The organism is Streptomyces sp. NPDC098781, from assembly GCF_044759995.1.
Classification (GTDB): domain Bacteria; phylum Actinomycetota; class Actinomycetes; order Streptomycetales; family Streptomycetaceae; genus Streptomyces.
This window is the reverse complement of the sequence record NZ_JBIWAK010000001.1, coordinates 151398-164172: the sequence shown is the minus strand read 5'-3', so window position 1 is coordinate 164172 and position 12775 is coordinate 151398. Positions and strand designations below refer to the sequence as shown.

11 protein-coding genes are annotated in these 12775 nt (G+C 72.7%); 5 read left to right on the top strand and 6 right to left on the bottom strand.

What is annotated here, in order from left to right; genetic code table 11:
* Positions 1–53 precede the first annotated feature (53 nt).
* The gene (locus ACIQWG_RS00750) at positions 54–1487 is read left to right on the top strand and encodes a GNAT family N-acetyltransferase (protein WP_404088781.1); all 1434 of its coding nucleotides are present in this window, start codon (positions 54–56) and stop codon (positions 1485–1487) included.
* A gap of 12 nt (positions 1488–1499) precedes the next feature.
* On the opposite strand, the gene ACIQWG_RS00745 is transcribed toward ACIQWG_RS00750, so the two are convergent.
* Entirely contained in the window at positions 1500–2723 is a 1224-nt protein-coding gene (locus ACIQWG_RS00745; protein WP_404088779.1) for a trans-sulfuration enzyme family protein, read from the bottom strand.
* Positions 2724–2782: 59 nt separating this feature from the next.
* Between ACIQWG_RS00745 and ACIQWG_RS00740 the strand changes: the two genes are divergently transcribed.
* Both ACIQWG_RS00740 and ACIQWG_RS00735 read left to right on the top strand, forming a co-directional pair.
* On the top strand, positions 2783–3274 hold the full coding sequence (locus tag ACIQWG_RS00740; protein ID WP_404088777.1) for an Lrp/AsnC family transcriptional regulator: 492 nt from the start codon (positions 2783–2785) through the stop codon (positions 3272–3274).
* 33 nt (positions 3275–3307) lie between these two features.
* Entirely contained in the window at positions 3308–4996 is a 1689-nt protein-coding gene (locus ACIQWG_RS00735) for a DUF885 domain-containing protein (RefSeq protein WP_404088775.1), read from the top strand.
* 15 nt (positions 4997–5011) lie between these two features.
* On the opposite strand, the gene ACIQWG_RS00730 is transcribed toward ACIQWG_RS00735, so the two are convergent.
* From ACIQWG_RS00730 to ACIQWG_RS00720, 3 genes are all read right to left on the bottom strand, one after another.
* Positions 5012–5845 carry an SDR family oxidoreductase gene (locus tag ACIQWG_RS00730; protein ID WP_404088773.1) on the bottom strand — a complete coding sequence of 278 codons (834 nt, stop codon included), beginning with the start codon at positions 5843–5845 and terminating at the stop codon, positions 5012–5014.
* Between the two features lie 63 nt (positions 5846–5908).
* On the bottom strand, positions 5909–6424 hold the full coding sequence (locus tag ACIQWG_RS00725) for an immunity 21 family protein (RefSeq protein WP_404088771.1): 516 nt from the start codon (positions 6422–6424) through the stop codon (positions 5909–5911).
* Between the two features lie 57 nt (positions 6425–6481).
* Positions 6482–6961: a rhodanese-like domain-containing protein gene (locus ACIQWG_RS00720; RefSeq protein ID WP_404088769.1), complete on the bottom strand. Its 480-nt coding sequence runs from the start codon at positions 6959–6961 to the stop codon at positions 6482–6484.
* 94 nt (positions 6962–7055) lie between these two features.
* On the opposite strand from ACIQWG_RS00720, the gene ACIQWG_RS00715 reads away from it, so the two are divergent.
* Both ACIQWG_RS00715 and ACIQWG_RS00710 read left to right on the top strand, forming a co-directional pair.
* Complete coding sequence (locus tag ACIQWG_RS00715) at positions 7056–7502, top strand: Lrp/AsnC family transcriptional regulator (RefSeq protein ID WP_404088767.1); 447 nt, start codon at positions 7056–7058, stop codon at positions 7500–7502.
* Between the two features lie 76 nt (positions 7503–7578).
* Positions 7579–8190: a hypothetical protein gene (locus tag ACIQWG_RS00710; protein ID WP_404088766.1), complete on the top strand. Its 612-nt coding sequence runs from the start codon at positions 7579–7581 to the stop codon at positions 8188–8190.
* Between the two features lie 29 nt (positions 8191–8219).
* Here the strand turns inward: ACIQWG_RS00710 and ACIQWG_RS00705 are convergent, their stop codons facing one another.
* Both ACIQWG_RS00705 and ACIQWG_RS00700 read right to left on the bottom strand, forming a co-directional pair.
* Positions 8220–11252, bottom strand: a complete 3033-nt coding sequence (locus tag ACIQWG_RS00705; protein WP_404088764.1) for an AAA family ATPase — start codon at positions 11250–11252, stop codon at positions 8220–8222.
* Positions 11249–12412 carry an exonuclease SbcCD subunit D gene (locus tag ACIQWG_RS00700; RefSeq protein WP_404088762.1) on the bottom strand — a complete coding sequence of 388 codons (1164 nt, stop codon included), beginning with the start codon at positions 12410–12412 and terminating at the stop codon, positions 11249–11251. Before ACIQWG_RS00700 ends, ACIQWG_RS00705 begins: the two co-directional genes overlap by 4 nt.
* Positions 12413–12775: the final 363 nt, after the last annotated feature.

Below are 12775 nucleotides of genomic sequence, written 5' to 3'. Positions count from 1 at the left end.
CCCGGTCACAAAGCGTTCGTGATCACGCAACACCGTTCCTTCACAGTGGGTGCATGAGTCGAGACATATCTGATGTGACGCGTGCGAGGCATGGCCGTCCCGTCCACCACCGGCGGCGCAACGTCGTCGAACTCGCCGCGGTCCTTTCGGCGGTGGCGGTGGCCGAGGCCGTGGCAACTCTGAACGGACACGGGCCCCGTGTATCGGCGCTGCTGCTCACCTCGGCGGCCCTGCTGGTCGCCGGCGCGGGGTTCCACGTATGGCGGACACGTCGCCACGGTCACGAACCCCCGACGAGCGATACCGGTGCCCGGCCGCGCTCCGAGGAGCCGGCCGGGCCGTCGGACCAGCCGCGGGAGACGGCCGCGACGGTGTCCGAGGGGGGTGCGCTGTGGCGGATGCGGACGACGGTGCGCGACGAACCCGGGTCGCTGGCCGCGCTGTGCCTGGCCCTCGCGGAGTTGCGGGTCGACATACTGAGCCTTCAGACGCATCCGCTGGCCGAGGGCACGGTGGACGAGTTCCTGCTGCGGACGCCCGCGGAGCTGGCGGCGGACGAACTCACCCGTGCGATCGCGGCGGCCGGCGGTGACGGCACCTGGATCGAGCGGGCCGACGCGCATGATCTGGTGGACGCGCCGACCCGGGTGCTGAGCCTCGCCACCCGTACCGCCCTGGACGCGGCGGAACTTCCGCTGGCACTACGGCAGTTGCTGGGCCGCTGCACCATCCGGTCACTGCCCGCGACGCCTGCCGTGGGCGGCCGGGGTGCCGAGCCGTTGCCGGTGGAGGGGGCGCTGGAGGACACCGTGATGCGGCTGCGGGCACCGGAAGGCGGAGTGATCACCGTGGAGCGGCCGTATCTGCCGTTCACGCCGACCGAGTTCGCGCGGGCGCGGGCGCTCGTGGAACTGGACGCCCGGCTCGGCCCGCGCGTCCCGCGGAGTGAGGATGTGCTGACGCTGCCCAGGGGCAACGACATCACCGTGCGCCGGGCCGACGCCGGTGATCTCCAGGCCGCGAAGGAGATGCACGAGCGGTGCTCGACGCGGACGCTCGGGATGCGGTATCACGGGCCGGTCGGCGACGCCGACCGCTATCTGCGGCACCTGCTGAGCCCCCGTTTCGGGCGGACGCTGGCCGTGCAGTCGGCTTCGGGGCGGATCGTCGGTCTCGGTCATCTGCTGTGGGACGGTGACGAGACGGAGGTCGCGCTGCTCGTCGAGGACACGTGGCAGCGGCGTGGCATCGGCGCGGAGTTGCTCCGCAGGTTGGTGGCGATGGCCGCGGCGGCCGGCTGCGAGAGCGTGTACGCCGTGACGCAGTCCTCCAACACCGGGATGGTCGCGGCGATGCGTGGGTTGGGGCTCCCCCTCGACTATCAGATCGAGGAGGGGACCCTGGTCATCACGGCTCGTGTGGGTGCGTCGCTGGAGGAGCCGGTCGGGAAGCGGCTGTCGGGTGCCGGTGAGTTGGGGACGGCCTGAGCGTCGTAGGGGTCAGGGCCTGAGGGCGGCCGCGGGTTGTTGGTAGCCGGTCGCGCTGTTCCCCGCGCCCGTGTGGGCGCGCTCCAGCGCGGCGTCCAGATCCGCCCACAGGTCCTCCACGTCCTCCAACCCCACCGACATCCGCAGCAGTCGGTCGCTCACCCCCGCACCCCGGCGGTCATCGGCGTCCACGATCCGGTGACTGATGGACGCCGGGTGCTGGATGAGGGTGTCGACGCTGCCGAGGCTCACGGCGGGGGTGATCAGGCGGACGCCGGCGATCACCTCGTGCGGGTCGCCGTGCACCTCGAAGGCGATCATGGCGCCGCCGATGCGCGGATAGTGGACGCGGGCCACACGCGGGTCGGCGGCGAGGCGGCCGGCGAGTTCGGCGGCGTTCGCCGAAGCGGCCCGGACCCGGACGGGGAGGGTCGACAGGCCCCGTAGCAGCAGGTAGCCGGCCAGCGGGTGCAGGACGCCGCCCGTGGCGAACCGCACCTGCCGCAGCCGTCCGGCGAACTCCTCGTCGCAGGCCACCACGCCCGCCATCACGTCCCCGTGTCCGCCGAGGTACTTGGTGGCGCTGTGCAGCACCAGCCGCGCGCCCTGCTCGGCGGGGCGCTGGAGCACGGGAGTGGCGAAGGTGTTGTCCGCGAGCAGCGGGACGGAGCCGCAGGCGTGGGCCAAGGCCCGCAGATCGAGTTCGGCGAGGGTCGGGTTGGCCGGGGACTCCACCATGACCAGGCCGGTGTCCGGGCGCAGCGCCTCCGCTATGCCGGCCGGGTCGGTCCAGGTCACCTCGGAGCCCAGCAGTCCGGCGGTGAGCAGATGGTCGCTGCATCCGTACAGCGGGCGTACGGCGACGACGTGGCGCAGGCCCATCGAGCCCCGTACGAGAAGGACCGCGCTCAGCGCCGCCATCCCGCTGGCGAAGGCGACCGCGGCCTCGGTGCCCTCCAGGCGGGCCAGGGCCGTCTCGAAGCGGGCGACGGTCGGGTTTCCGAGGCGGCCGTATACGGGCGGGCCGTCGGGCTCGGCGCCGGTCGTCGCGAAGGCGTCGATGCGGGCGGCCTCGCCGCGGCTGTCGTAGGAGGGGTAGGTGGTGGACAGGTCGATCGGCGGGGCGTGCAGGCCCTGCCGGGCGAGGTCGTCACGGCCGGCGTGCACGGCCTCGGTGGCGAGTGCTCGGGACATGGTGCGCGTGTCGTCGTAGGCATCCCTGCTCAATGCGTCCATGGGCGAAGACTGAACACCGGCCGGGTCCCAGGGATCGAATGCCGTGCTACGTTCGGCCAATGGCCGAATCTGTCGTACTGGATCCGGTGGATCTCCATCTGTTGCGGCTGTTGCAGAACGACGCCCGGGCGACCTACCGGGATCTCGCGGCCGAGGTGGGGGTCGCACCGTCGACGTGCCTGGACCGGGTGACCCGGCTCCGGCGCGCGGGCGTGATCCTCGGACATCAGCTGCGACTGGATCCCGCCAAGCTGGGACGTGGTCTCCAGGCCCTGCTCTCCGTGCAGGTCAGGCCGCATCGGCGGGAGCTGGTGGGGCCGTTCGTGGAGCGGATCCGGGCGTTGCCGGAGTCCCTGACCGTCTTCCATCTCACGGGCCCGGACGACTACCTGGTCCATGTCGCGGTCGCGGACATGACCGACCTGCAACGGCTCGTGCTGGACGAGTTCACATCCCGGCGGGAGGTGGCCCGTGTGGAGACCCGTTTGATCTTCCAGCAGTGGGACTGCGGGCCGCTGCTTCCGCCTTCGCCCACAGCTCAATCCGGGTGACGTCCGGCGGCCCGTCGTATGAGGATGGACCGCATGTCTGAGACCAACAGCCCGCTTCCCCGTGAGGTCGCCGACGCGTACGTCGACGAACTCATCGCCCTCGACCCGGTCACCGGTACGTATCTCGGCGTGAAGGAGAGTTCGGGCAAGCTTCCCGACCTCTCGCCCGCGGGCCAGGAGGCGCTCGCGCGGCTCCAACGGGCCACGCTCGCCCGGCTCGACGAGGCCGAGCGCCGGCCCGGCGCGGACAGTGACATCGAGCGCCGGTGCGCACGCCTGCTGCGCGAGCGGCTGAGCGCGGAGCTGGCCGTGCACGACGCCGACGAGGGTCTGCGCGCGGTCGGCAACATGGCCACGCCCGCGCACTCGGTGCGCGAGATCTTCACGGTCACGCCGAACCAGACCGACGAGGAGTGGGCGGCGATCGCCGAGCGGCTGCGCGCGGTGCCGGCGGCGTACGCGGGCTACCGCGAGGCTCTCGCGCTGGGCCTGGAACGCAAGCTGTACGCGGCGCCGCGCCCGACGGCCACCTTCGTCGAGCAGCTCACCGAGTGGGCGGACACCGGTGAGGGGCGTGGCTGGTTCGAGGACTTCGCCTCGGCCGGACCGGACTCGCTGCGCGCGGAGCTGGACGAGGCCGCGCGCGCGGCGACGGCCGCCGTGGTGGAGCTGCGGGACTGGATGCGGGACGTGTACGCGCCGGCGGTCGAGGGGGCGCCGAACACGGTGGGCCGCGAGCGCTACGCCCGCTGGGCCCGCTACTTCAACGGCATCGACCTCGACCTCGACGAGGCGTACGCCTACGGCTGGTCCGAGTACCACCGTCTCCTCGGGGAGATGAAGAAGGAGGCCGAGAAGATCCTCCCGGGCGCCGCTACCCCTTGGGTGGCGCTGGCGCACCTCGATGAGCACGGCCATCACATCGAGGGCGTCGACGAGGTCCGCGAGTGGCTCCAGGGCCTGATGGACGAGGCGATCGAGAAGCTGGACGGCACCCACTTCGAACTCGCCGAGCCGGTACGGAAGGTGGAGTCCCGCATCGCCCCGCCCGGCGGTGCGGCAGCCCCGTACTACACCTCCCCCTCGGAGGACTTCTCGCGGCCGGGCCGCACCTGGCTGCCGACGATGGGCCAGACCCGTTTCCCGGTCTACGACCTCGTCTCGACCTGGTACCACGAGGGCGTGCCCGGCCATCACCTCCAGCTCGCGCAGTGGACGTACGTCGCCGGGAACCTCTCCCGCTACCAGGCCACCATCGGCTTGGTCAGCGCCAACGCCGAGGGCTGGGCGCTGTACGCGGAACGGCTCATGGACGAGCTGGGCTTCCTGACCGACCCGGAGCACCGGCTCGGTTACCTGGACGCGCAGATGATGCGGGCCGCCCGGGTCATCGTCGACATCGGCATGCACCTGGAGCTGGAGATCCCCGCCGACTCGCCGTTCCACCCGGGCGAGCGCTGGACTCCGGAGCTGGCGCAGGAGTTCTTCGGGTCGCACAGCAGCCGTCCGGCGGACTTCGTGGAGAGCGAGCTGACCCGTTATCTGACGATCCCGGGCCAGGCCATCGGCTACAAGCTGGGCGAGCGAGCCTGGCTGCTCGGCCGGGAGAATGCGCGCGCACGGCACGGCGACGCCTTCGACCTCAAGGCGTGGCACATGGCGGCCCTGTCCCAGGGCTCCCTGGGACTGGACGACCTGGTGGACGAGTTGTCCGCGCTCTGACGGCCCGTCCGGTGCTCAGCGCCGGAACCCGCCCTCGGAGTCGATGACCTGTCCGGTGATCCAGCCCGCCTCGTCCGTGGCCAGCCAGGCGATGAGGCGGGCCGGGTCGTCCGGCATCCCCCAGCGCCCCGCCGGGAAGCGGTCCGCGACGGCCCGGTACGCCTCGCCGGTCAGGTAGTCCGTGTCCACCGGGCCGGGGTTGACGGTGTTCACCGTGATCCCGTGCTCGGCGAGCGTGGTCGACAGGGAGCGGGTGACGGAGGCCAGGGCACCCTTCTGCAAGGCGTAGGCGATCTCGCCGGGCATACCGCCGGCGATGTCCTGGCCGGAGGTCATCATCACCACACGGCCGCCGGGACGGACGGGCCGGAGCCGGGCGTAGGCCTGCACGAGCAGCAGCACCGAACGGGTGTCCACCGCCCAGTGCGTGTCGAGCATCGCGGCGTCGATCTCGTCGAGGGTGCCGTCGGAGCCGCTGACCGCGTGGTTGGCGACCAGGATGTCGAGCCGGCCGCCGAGCGCCGAGGCGGCCGTGGCGACCAGTTCGGCGGGCGCGGCCGGGTCGGACAGGTCACCAGGGCCCGCGAGCACCCGCGCATCCGGATCGCCGAGCGCCTCCCGGACGGAGGCGACGACGTCCTCGGGCCGGTCGGCTCCCCAGGGCATGGCGGCGTCGTGCGGCACATGGTGGTGCAGATAGACACTCGCCCCGTACGCGGCGAGCCGCCGGGCCACGGCGTGCCCGATGCCGGCGCGTCTACTGGCGCCCGTCACCAGGGCGGTACGGCCGCGCAGGGGCAGCGGGTCGCGGCGGAGGTCTTCGGGGATGGGGTGCGGGAGTCGGGGCATGGCAGACCATGGTGGACAACGGACGGGTGCGGCGCATCCGCGTTTCTCGCGCGCCCCGCGGGATCAGTGCGGCAGTCGCCGCAGCTGGACGAGCCCGAGCCAGGTCTCCGGGCCGGGCTGCGCCTGGGCGGCGCGCACGGCGTAGGCACCCGGCTCCAGAGCCACCCGCAGATGCTCGGTCCGCTCCGTCGCCGGTCCGGGCCAGGCGGAGTCGAACAGCACCACCGTCCCCGGCACCTTCCAGCGCACCTCGTGCCCCCAGTCCGCGGTGGTGAGCGCGGCCGGGACGGTGGCGAGCAGTTCCTCCTCGGAGTCGGCGGCGCACCACCGTACGAAGATGCCGTGGTCGGGGAGATAGGAGGTCGAGGCGGGCTCGTCACCGAACACCAGCGCCGCGCTGTCCCCCACGGGCAGCAGTCCCACGGAGCCGTCGACCTCGCAGGCCCGGTCGTAGTCCGACGCGGTCTCGTCGCCGTCGGCGCCCGCCCAGAACGGGAGCACCTGCTCCGGTACGGCTATCAGGGGGCCGCCGCCCGACTCGATCCACTCCACGGCGCCCGGATCCGCGTATCTCACCATGGCAGCAGAACCTACACGCACCGCGAACCCACAGGCCCACCGCGTCCGACCGGCGCCTCAGCAGCCGCAGTCGTCGGCGTCGCCCGGTGCCGTCAGCGGGTCGGGGGCACGGCGCTCACGCCCCTGCCAGGTCTCGAACTCGAAGCCTTCCCGCGCCCAGTACTCGAAGCCGCCGAGCATCTCCTTGACCCGGTAGCCGAGTTCGGCGAGGGCGAGGGCGGCGCGGGTCGCGCCGTTGCAGCCGGGGCCCCAGCAGTACGTCACCACGGGGACGGACTTGTCGAGGAGCCGCTCGGCCTGTTCGGGGACGAGGGCGGTGGGCAGGTGGATCGCGCCGGGGATGTGGCCCTGGTCCCAGGACGCGGTGGACCGGGAGTCCACGACGACGAACCCGGGGTCACCGCCGGCCGCGAGCGCGGCGGCGACGTCGGACACGTCGGCGTGGAAGGCGAGGCTCGCGCGGAAGTGGGCGGCGGCCTCGGCGGGCGTGGCGGGCGCGATGCGCAGGACGGGGTGGGCGGTGGTGGCGTTCGTCATGCCCACAAAGCTACGTACGCTGATCCACTCCCTGAACGGACAATCCCCGGCGCTCTCCTTGCACCGCCGCCGATTCCCTTGCTACTTCTCCCCCATGACCGCGTTTTCCCCGGACGCCACCGACTGGCGCATCCTCGACGTCCTCCAGCGCGACGGCCGCGCCAGCTTCGCCGAACTGGCCCGTGCCGTGTCGATGTCCCCGAGCGCGGTGACGGAACGGGTGCGGCGGCTGGAGGAGGCGGGCGTCATCCAGGGCTACGCCGCGGTGGTGGACCCGGACCGACTCGGCCTGCCGATCCTGGCCTTCGTACGCCTGCGCTACCCCAACGGCAACTACAAGCCCTTCCACGACCTGGTCGCCGTCACCCCCGAGATCCTTGAGGCCCACCACGTCACCGGCGACGACTGTTTCGTCATCAAGGTCACGGCCCGCTCGATGCGCCACCTGGAGGAGATCTCCGGAAAGATCGGCACCCTGGGCTCGGTGACGACGAGCGTGGTCTACTCGTCACCGCTGCCGCGACGGCCGTTGGGGCAGTGAGGCCGAGACGATCGTGGCCGATCGACCCGATCCGGCCTCCCGAGCCTCACCGCTTCACCATCATGGCCCTGTGACCATGACCACACGCCACGCCGCCCAGCAACTGGCGGCCCATGCAAGAACCGCCCTCGGCGACGGCCCCTTCCCGCCGCCCCGCGGCTGGACCCACATGGGCGCCGTGATCTGCGACGCCAGTTTTCACGCGCGTCGGAAGTACAGGTCCACGCTGCTGCCGAGACTTGAACGCCTCCAGGAGGCATGGCCCGACGCGGCGACGGTCCGCGGCTTCCGGGCGCGCATCGTCGGGGAAGACCTCGCCGTGGCCATGGACTTCAACGCCCCTCGAAGGGTCGCGACGGCCCACGGCATCACCGACGTGCTGGCCGCGAACAGCATCGACACCCGTGCCCAACTCCACGCGTGGCTCGACCACCAGGCCGGCCGTACCGCCCTGCGTACGGTGAAGGGCGTCGGGCCGAAGACCGTGGACTACATCGGGATCCTCGTCGGCCGGTCGCAGGTCGCCGTCGATGTGCATCTGCGCGCGTTTGCCGCGGAAGCCGGTGCGTCCGGGCTGTCGTACGCGCAGTTGAAGGCGGCGTACGAGGAGGCCGCCGTGCTGCTCGGTCACGAACCGGGTGGGTTTGAGCACGCCGTCTGGCGGCACAAGTCGACGGCCGTCCGATAGGCCGGACGGCGGGCCGGTGATCAGCGGGCTCATGCGCCGCGCTGGCGCAGCGCCGATCCCGATCGTCCCTTCACGACCTCCAATTGCGCGTGGATCCGTCGCCGCAGATCGGCGACGTGGCTGACGATCCCGACGCTGCGGTCGCGTTCGCGCAGGGAGTCGAGGACGTCGAGGACCTCGTCGAGGGTCTGGTCGTCGAGGCTGCCGAAGCCCTCGTCGATGAAGAGGGTGTCGAGGCGGACGCCGCCGGCCTCGTCGGTGACGACGTCCGCGAGGCCGAGGGCGAGGGCGAGGGAGGCGAAGAAGGTCTCGCCGCCCGAGAGGGTCGCCGTGTCCCGTTCGCGGCCGGTCCAGGCGTCGACGACATGCAGTCCGAGGCCGCTGCGGCCGCGGCCGGTGCGGTCGTCGGAGTGGACGAGGGTGTAGCGGCCGGAGGACATGCGACGCAGTCGTACGGTCGCGGCGGCGGCGACCTGTTCCAGGCGGGCCGCCAGCACGTACGACTCCAGGCGCATCTTGCGTTCGTTGTCCGCCGAGGTGCCGGCGGTGAGCGTGGCGAGGCGGGCCACCCGGTCGTACTCCGTGCGCAGCGGGGCCAGTTGACGCACGGCCGCCGCCACCCGCGTGGACAGGCGGTCGAGTTCGGTGCAGCGACGGGCGGCGGCGTCGCGCGCGGAGGCGGCCTCGCGGGCCCGCCCCGCGGCGTGGGAGGCGGTTCGCTCCGCTGTCATGACGTCCGCGGGCGGCTGCTGGGCGGCGGCCGCCGTGTCGGCCTCGGCGAGGACGGCGCGTACGGCGGCCTCCTCGGACTGCCAGGTGTCCAGCCGTCGTTGCAGATCGCGGTGCGCGGCGTCGTCGAGCAGCGCGGCGGCCGCGGCCTGCGGGGTGTCGAAGCCCGCGCGGAAGGCGGCGTCGGCGAGGCGCGCGTCGGCGGTCTTGAGCCGCTGGGCGGCGTCCTCGGCGGCGCGGGCGGTGTCGGCGGCCTCGGTGAGCAGGGCGACCTGCCGCTCCAGTTGCGCGGCGCGCGCGGCGACACTGTCGGCGGTGCCGCGGGCCTGGGTCAACTCGGCCTCCAGAGCGACCCTTTCGCGGTCCAGCCGCTCGCGGTGGCCGACGCGGGCGGCGGCCCGCACCTCCGCCTGCTGCCGGGCGGCCACGCGCCGCACTTGTTCCGCCTCGGCCCGCCGCAGTTCCTCGTGGGCGGCGTGCAGCGCCGAGGCGTCCCTGCGGGCCCGCGCGTACTGCTGCTCCAACTCGTCGGCGGCCTGCGCGAGTCGACTTGTCGGCAAGTCGTCGGCCTCCGCGGTGGCCGCGGCGAGAGCTTCCCGTACGACGCCCAGGCGCCCTTCGGCCTCGGTGTGCCGTTCCTCCGCCCGCTGGTAGGCGGACTGCGCCCGCTCCTCGGCTTCCCGGCCGACGTGCCCGGCGTCCTTGCGGGCGGGGGCGGGGTGGTCGACGGCACCGCACACGGCACAGGGCTCGCCGTCCGCCAGCTGTGCGGCGAGTTCGGCGGCGATGCCGTTCAGGCGCTGTTCTTTGACGTCCAGCCAGTGCGCCTTGGCCTTCAGCGCCCGTTCCTTCGCCTCGGTCGCCTCACGTGCGGCCGCGTCCGTGTCACCGGCCAGCTGGTCGCGCATCCGCGCGGCGGTGAGCCGCCGGCGCGCGGGCTCTCGCTGTACGGCCAGCTGGTCGGCGCGGTTGGCGGCGTCCTGCGCGGACTCGATACGCGCCTGGAGCGCGGCCCGGGTCTCCTCCCAGGCGGCGAGCCAGGCCTCCGCGTCCAGCCGGACGTCGTCGTCCGCCCGCTCCTGACGGTCCAGGTCCGTGCGCTCCGCGACGAGTTCGGCCAGCCGACGTTCGCCGCGACGGGCCGACTCCAGCCCGCCGAGTTCCTCGGCGACCCGGCGCGCGGCGGTGGCGAGCCCCGCGGCACCGGCCTCCGCGAGCGCGCCCGGCGCCGGGGAGTCGGCGCCGTCCGCTTCACCGAACGCGTCCCGCAGCAGCGCACGCGCGCGTGCCTGTGCCGTGGCCGCCTGCCGGTGTTCGGCGTCGGCGGTGTCCCGCAGTTCCAGCGCGGGTGCCACCGCCTCGGCCTTGCGGGACCGCTCCATGCGCGCCTGCGCCGCGCGATACGCGTCGGCCCGCTCCTCCAGCAGCTCGGCCCGCCCCCTCGCCTCGGCGAACCGCCGCTGCAACCGGGCCACTTCGCGTACGTCACCCAGGGCGCGGTCCGCTGCGGCCTGGGCGGACTCGGCGGCCAGCAGGCCGCAGTGGGCGACGGTGAGCTGCTCACGGGCGGTGCTGCGGGCGACGGCGGCGGCGGCGAGGATGGCGTCGGCCAGCCCGGGCTCGCCCGGCGCGAGGTCGGGCAGCGCCATGGCGTCGCCCGCCGCCTGCTGCATACGGTGGGCGTCGGCCAGCAGTGCCGTGTCGCCGTCGCGCACCTGGGCCTCGGTGGCCCGGCGGCGCTCGGCGAGGCGCTTCTCGACCTCGGCGAAGCGGTGGGTGTCGAAGAGACGGCCCAGCAGCCTGCCGCGCGCCTCCGCGTCGGCGCGCAGGAAGCGGGCGAAGTCGCCCTGGGGCAACAGCACGACCTGGCAGAACTGCTCACGGCTCATGCCGAGCAGCTGTGTGATCTCCTCGCCGATCTCCTGGTGCGAGCGGCTGAGGTCCTTCCAGCCCCGGCCCTGTGCGTCGTACTCGCGCAGCCAGGTCTGTGCCTTGTCGAGCGTGGTGCCCGAGCCGCGCTTCTTCGGACGCTCCCAGGGCGGCTGCCGGGTGATCTCCAACCGGCGTCCGGCGACGCTCAGTTCGAGGCGGACCTCGGTGCGGGTGCCGGCCGCGGCGTGGTCGCTGCGCAGGGTCGTGCCCTGACCGCTCTGCCGGGCGCCCGGGACGGAGCCGTAGAGCGCGTAGCAGACGGCGTCCAGGACGGAGGTCTTGCCGGCGCCGGTGGGTCCGTGCAGCAGGAACAGGCCGGCCGACGACAGCGTGTCGAAGTCGACGCTCTGGGCGCCGCCGAACGGCCCGAACGCCGTCATGTCGAGGCGATGCAGCCTCACCGCGCCACCTCCCGCACGGCGTCGTCCGCCCGCACCGCGTCGAAGGCGTCCCGCAGCACGGTCTGTTCGTGCGCGTCAGGTCCGGCCCCGCGGACATGCGCCACGAAGTCCTCGGCGATCTCCTGATCGCTGCGGTCCGCGAGCCGCCGGGCGTAGGACACCTCGGGGTCGTCGGGGGCCCGCTCGGGGTCGAAGACGAGGCTGAGGGTGTGCGGGAAGCGTTCGGTGAGCCGGACCATGGGGTCGGCCGGGCGCACGGCGTCGGTCAGCGTCGCCTCGACCCAGGCCTCCTGGTGCCGGTCGAGCGCCGGATCGGCGAGCAGGTCCTCCAGCGTCCCGCGGATCCGGGCCAGCGCGCGCGGCACCGGGCAGTCGACCCGCTCGGCCGTGACCGCTCCGCCGGCGTCGAGGTCGACGAGCCACATGGTCTTGCGGTGGTCGGCCTCCGAGAAGGAGTACGGCAGCGGCGAGCCCGAATAACGGACCCGCTCGGTGATCGTCTGGCAGCCGTGCAGATGCCCCAGCGCCGCGTAGTCGACGCCCTCGAAGACCCCGGCGGGCACCGCGGCCACGCCGCCGACGGTGATGTCGCGTTCGCTGTCGCTGGCCTCGCCCCCGGTGACGAAGGCGTGGGCGAGCACCACCGACCGGGTGCCGCTCGGTCGTGTGGCGAGGTCCGCGCGCACGCGGTCCATGGCGGCGGCGAGCACGGCCTCGTGTCCGGCCTTCTCGACACCGAACTCGTCCTTCACCAGGGCGGGTTCGAGATAGGGCAGGCCGTAGAAGGCGACGTCACCGAAGTCGTCGGGGAGCACGACGGGCGTGCCGCACGCCGCCGGCTCGGTCCGCAGATGGATGCCCGCCCGGCCGATCAGACCCGCGCCCACGCCGAGCCGGCGCGCCGAGTCGTGGTTGCCGGAGATCATCACCGTCGGCACACCGAGGTCGGCGAGCCGGTGCAGGGCGTCGTCGAACAGCTCGACCGCGGCGAGCGGAGGCACCGCCCGGTCGTACACGTCTCCCGACACGACGACCGCGTCGACGCCCCGCTCCCGCACGGTCGTGACGAGGTGGCCGATGAACTCGGCCTGGGCGCCGAGCATGCCGACCCGGTGGAAGGCCCGACCGAGGTGCCAGTCGGAAGTGTGCAGCAATTTCATGAAATCGCTCTGACCTGCACGTTTACCCCCACTGCACCTCAAAAACCAGCACGAACCAGCACGGGGCTCGCCGTCAACGCTTGCCACGCTAACGCATGTCACCCCCTGATCCACCACTCACCTCAGATCACCCTGGTAATTTGAAAGTCCTTTCCCGATGCCGCGGATCCGTCTTGCCTCGCTGAAAGTCGCCAGCCGCAGCAACACGTCGTGCTCGTGTGCGCTCTCAGAACTTGGCGAATCGTGTATCGAGGTAGTCCTGACACATCTCCGCTTCTTCCAAAGCGAAGTCAGCTGCTCGGTCGCAGTACTGGCAGTGCCCTCGAACGTGTTGCCGTCGGCGAAGCAAATCAGCACCCCCAC

Coding starts and splice junctions, on each gene's coding strand:
- ACIQWG_RS00720 (WP_404088769.1), bottom strand. CDS start 6,961: ATGACGAACGCCACCACCGCCCACCCCGTCCTGCGCATCGCGCCCGCC.
- ACIQWG_RS00740 (WP_404088777.1), top strand. CDS start 2,783: ATGGCCGAATCTGTCGTACTGGATCCGGTGGATCTCCATCTGTTGCGG.
- ACIQWG_RS00700 (WP_404088762.1), bottom strand. CDS start 12,412: ATGAAATTGCTGCACACTTCCGACTGGCACCTCGGTCGGGCCTTCCAC.
- ACIQWG_RS00725 (WP_404088771.1), bottom strand. CDS start 6,424: ATGGTGAGATACGCGGATCCGGGCGCCGTGGAGTGGATCGAGTCGGGC.
- ACIQWG_RS00745 (WP_404088779.1), bottom strand. CDS start 2,723: ATGGACGCATTGAGCAGGGATGCCTACGACGACACGCGCACCATGTCC.
- ACIQWG_RS00735 (WP_404088775.1), top strand. CDS start 3,308: ATGTCTGAGACCAACAGCCCGCTTCCCCGTGAGGTCGCCGACGCGTAC.
- ACIQWG_RS00715 (WP_404088767.1), top strand. CDS start 7,056: ATGACCGCGTTTTCCCCGGACGCCACCGACTGGCGCATCCTCGACGTC.
- ACIQWG_RS00750 (WP_404088781.1), top strand. CDS start 54: ATGAGTCGAGACATATCTGATGTGACGCGTGCGAGGCATGGCCGTCCC.
- ACIQWG_RS00730 (WP_404088773.1), bottom strand. CDS start 5,845: ATGCCCCGACTCCCGCACCCCATCCCCGAAGACCTCCGCCGCGACCCG.
- ACIQWG_RS00710 (WP_404088766.1), top strand. CDS start 7,579: ATGACCACACGCCACGCCGCCCAGCAACTGGCGGCCCATGCAAGAACC.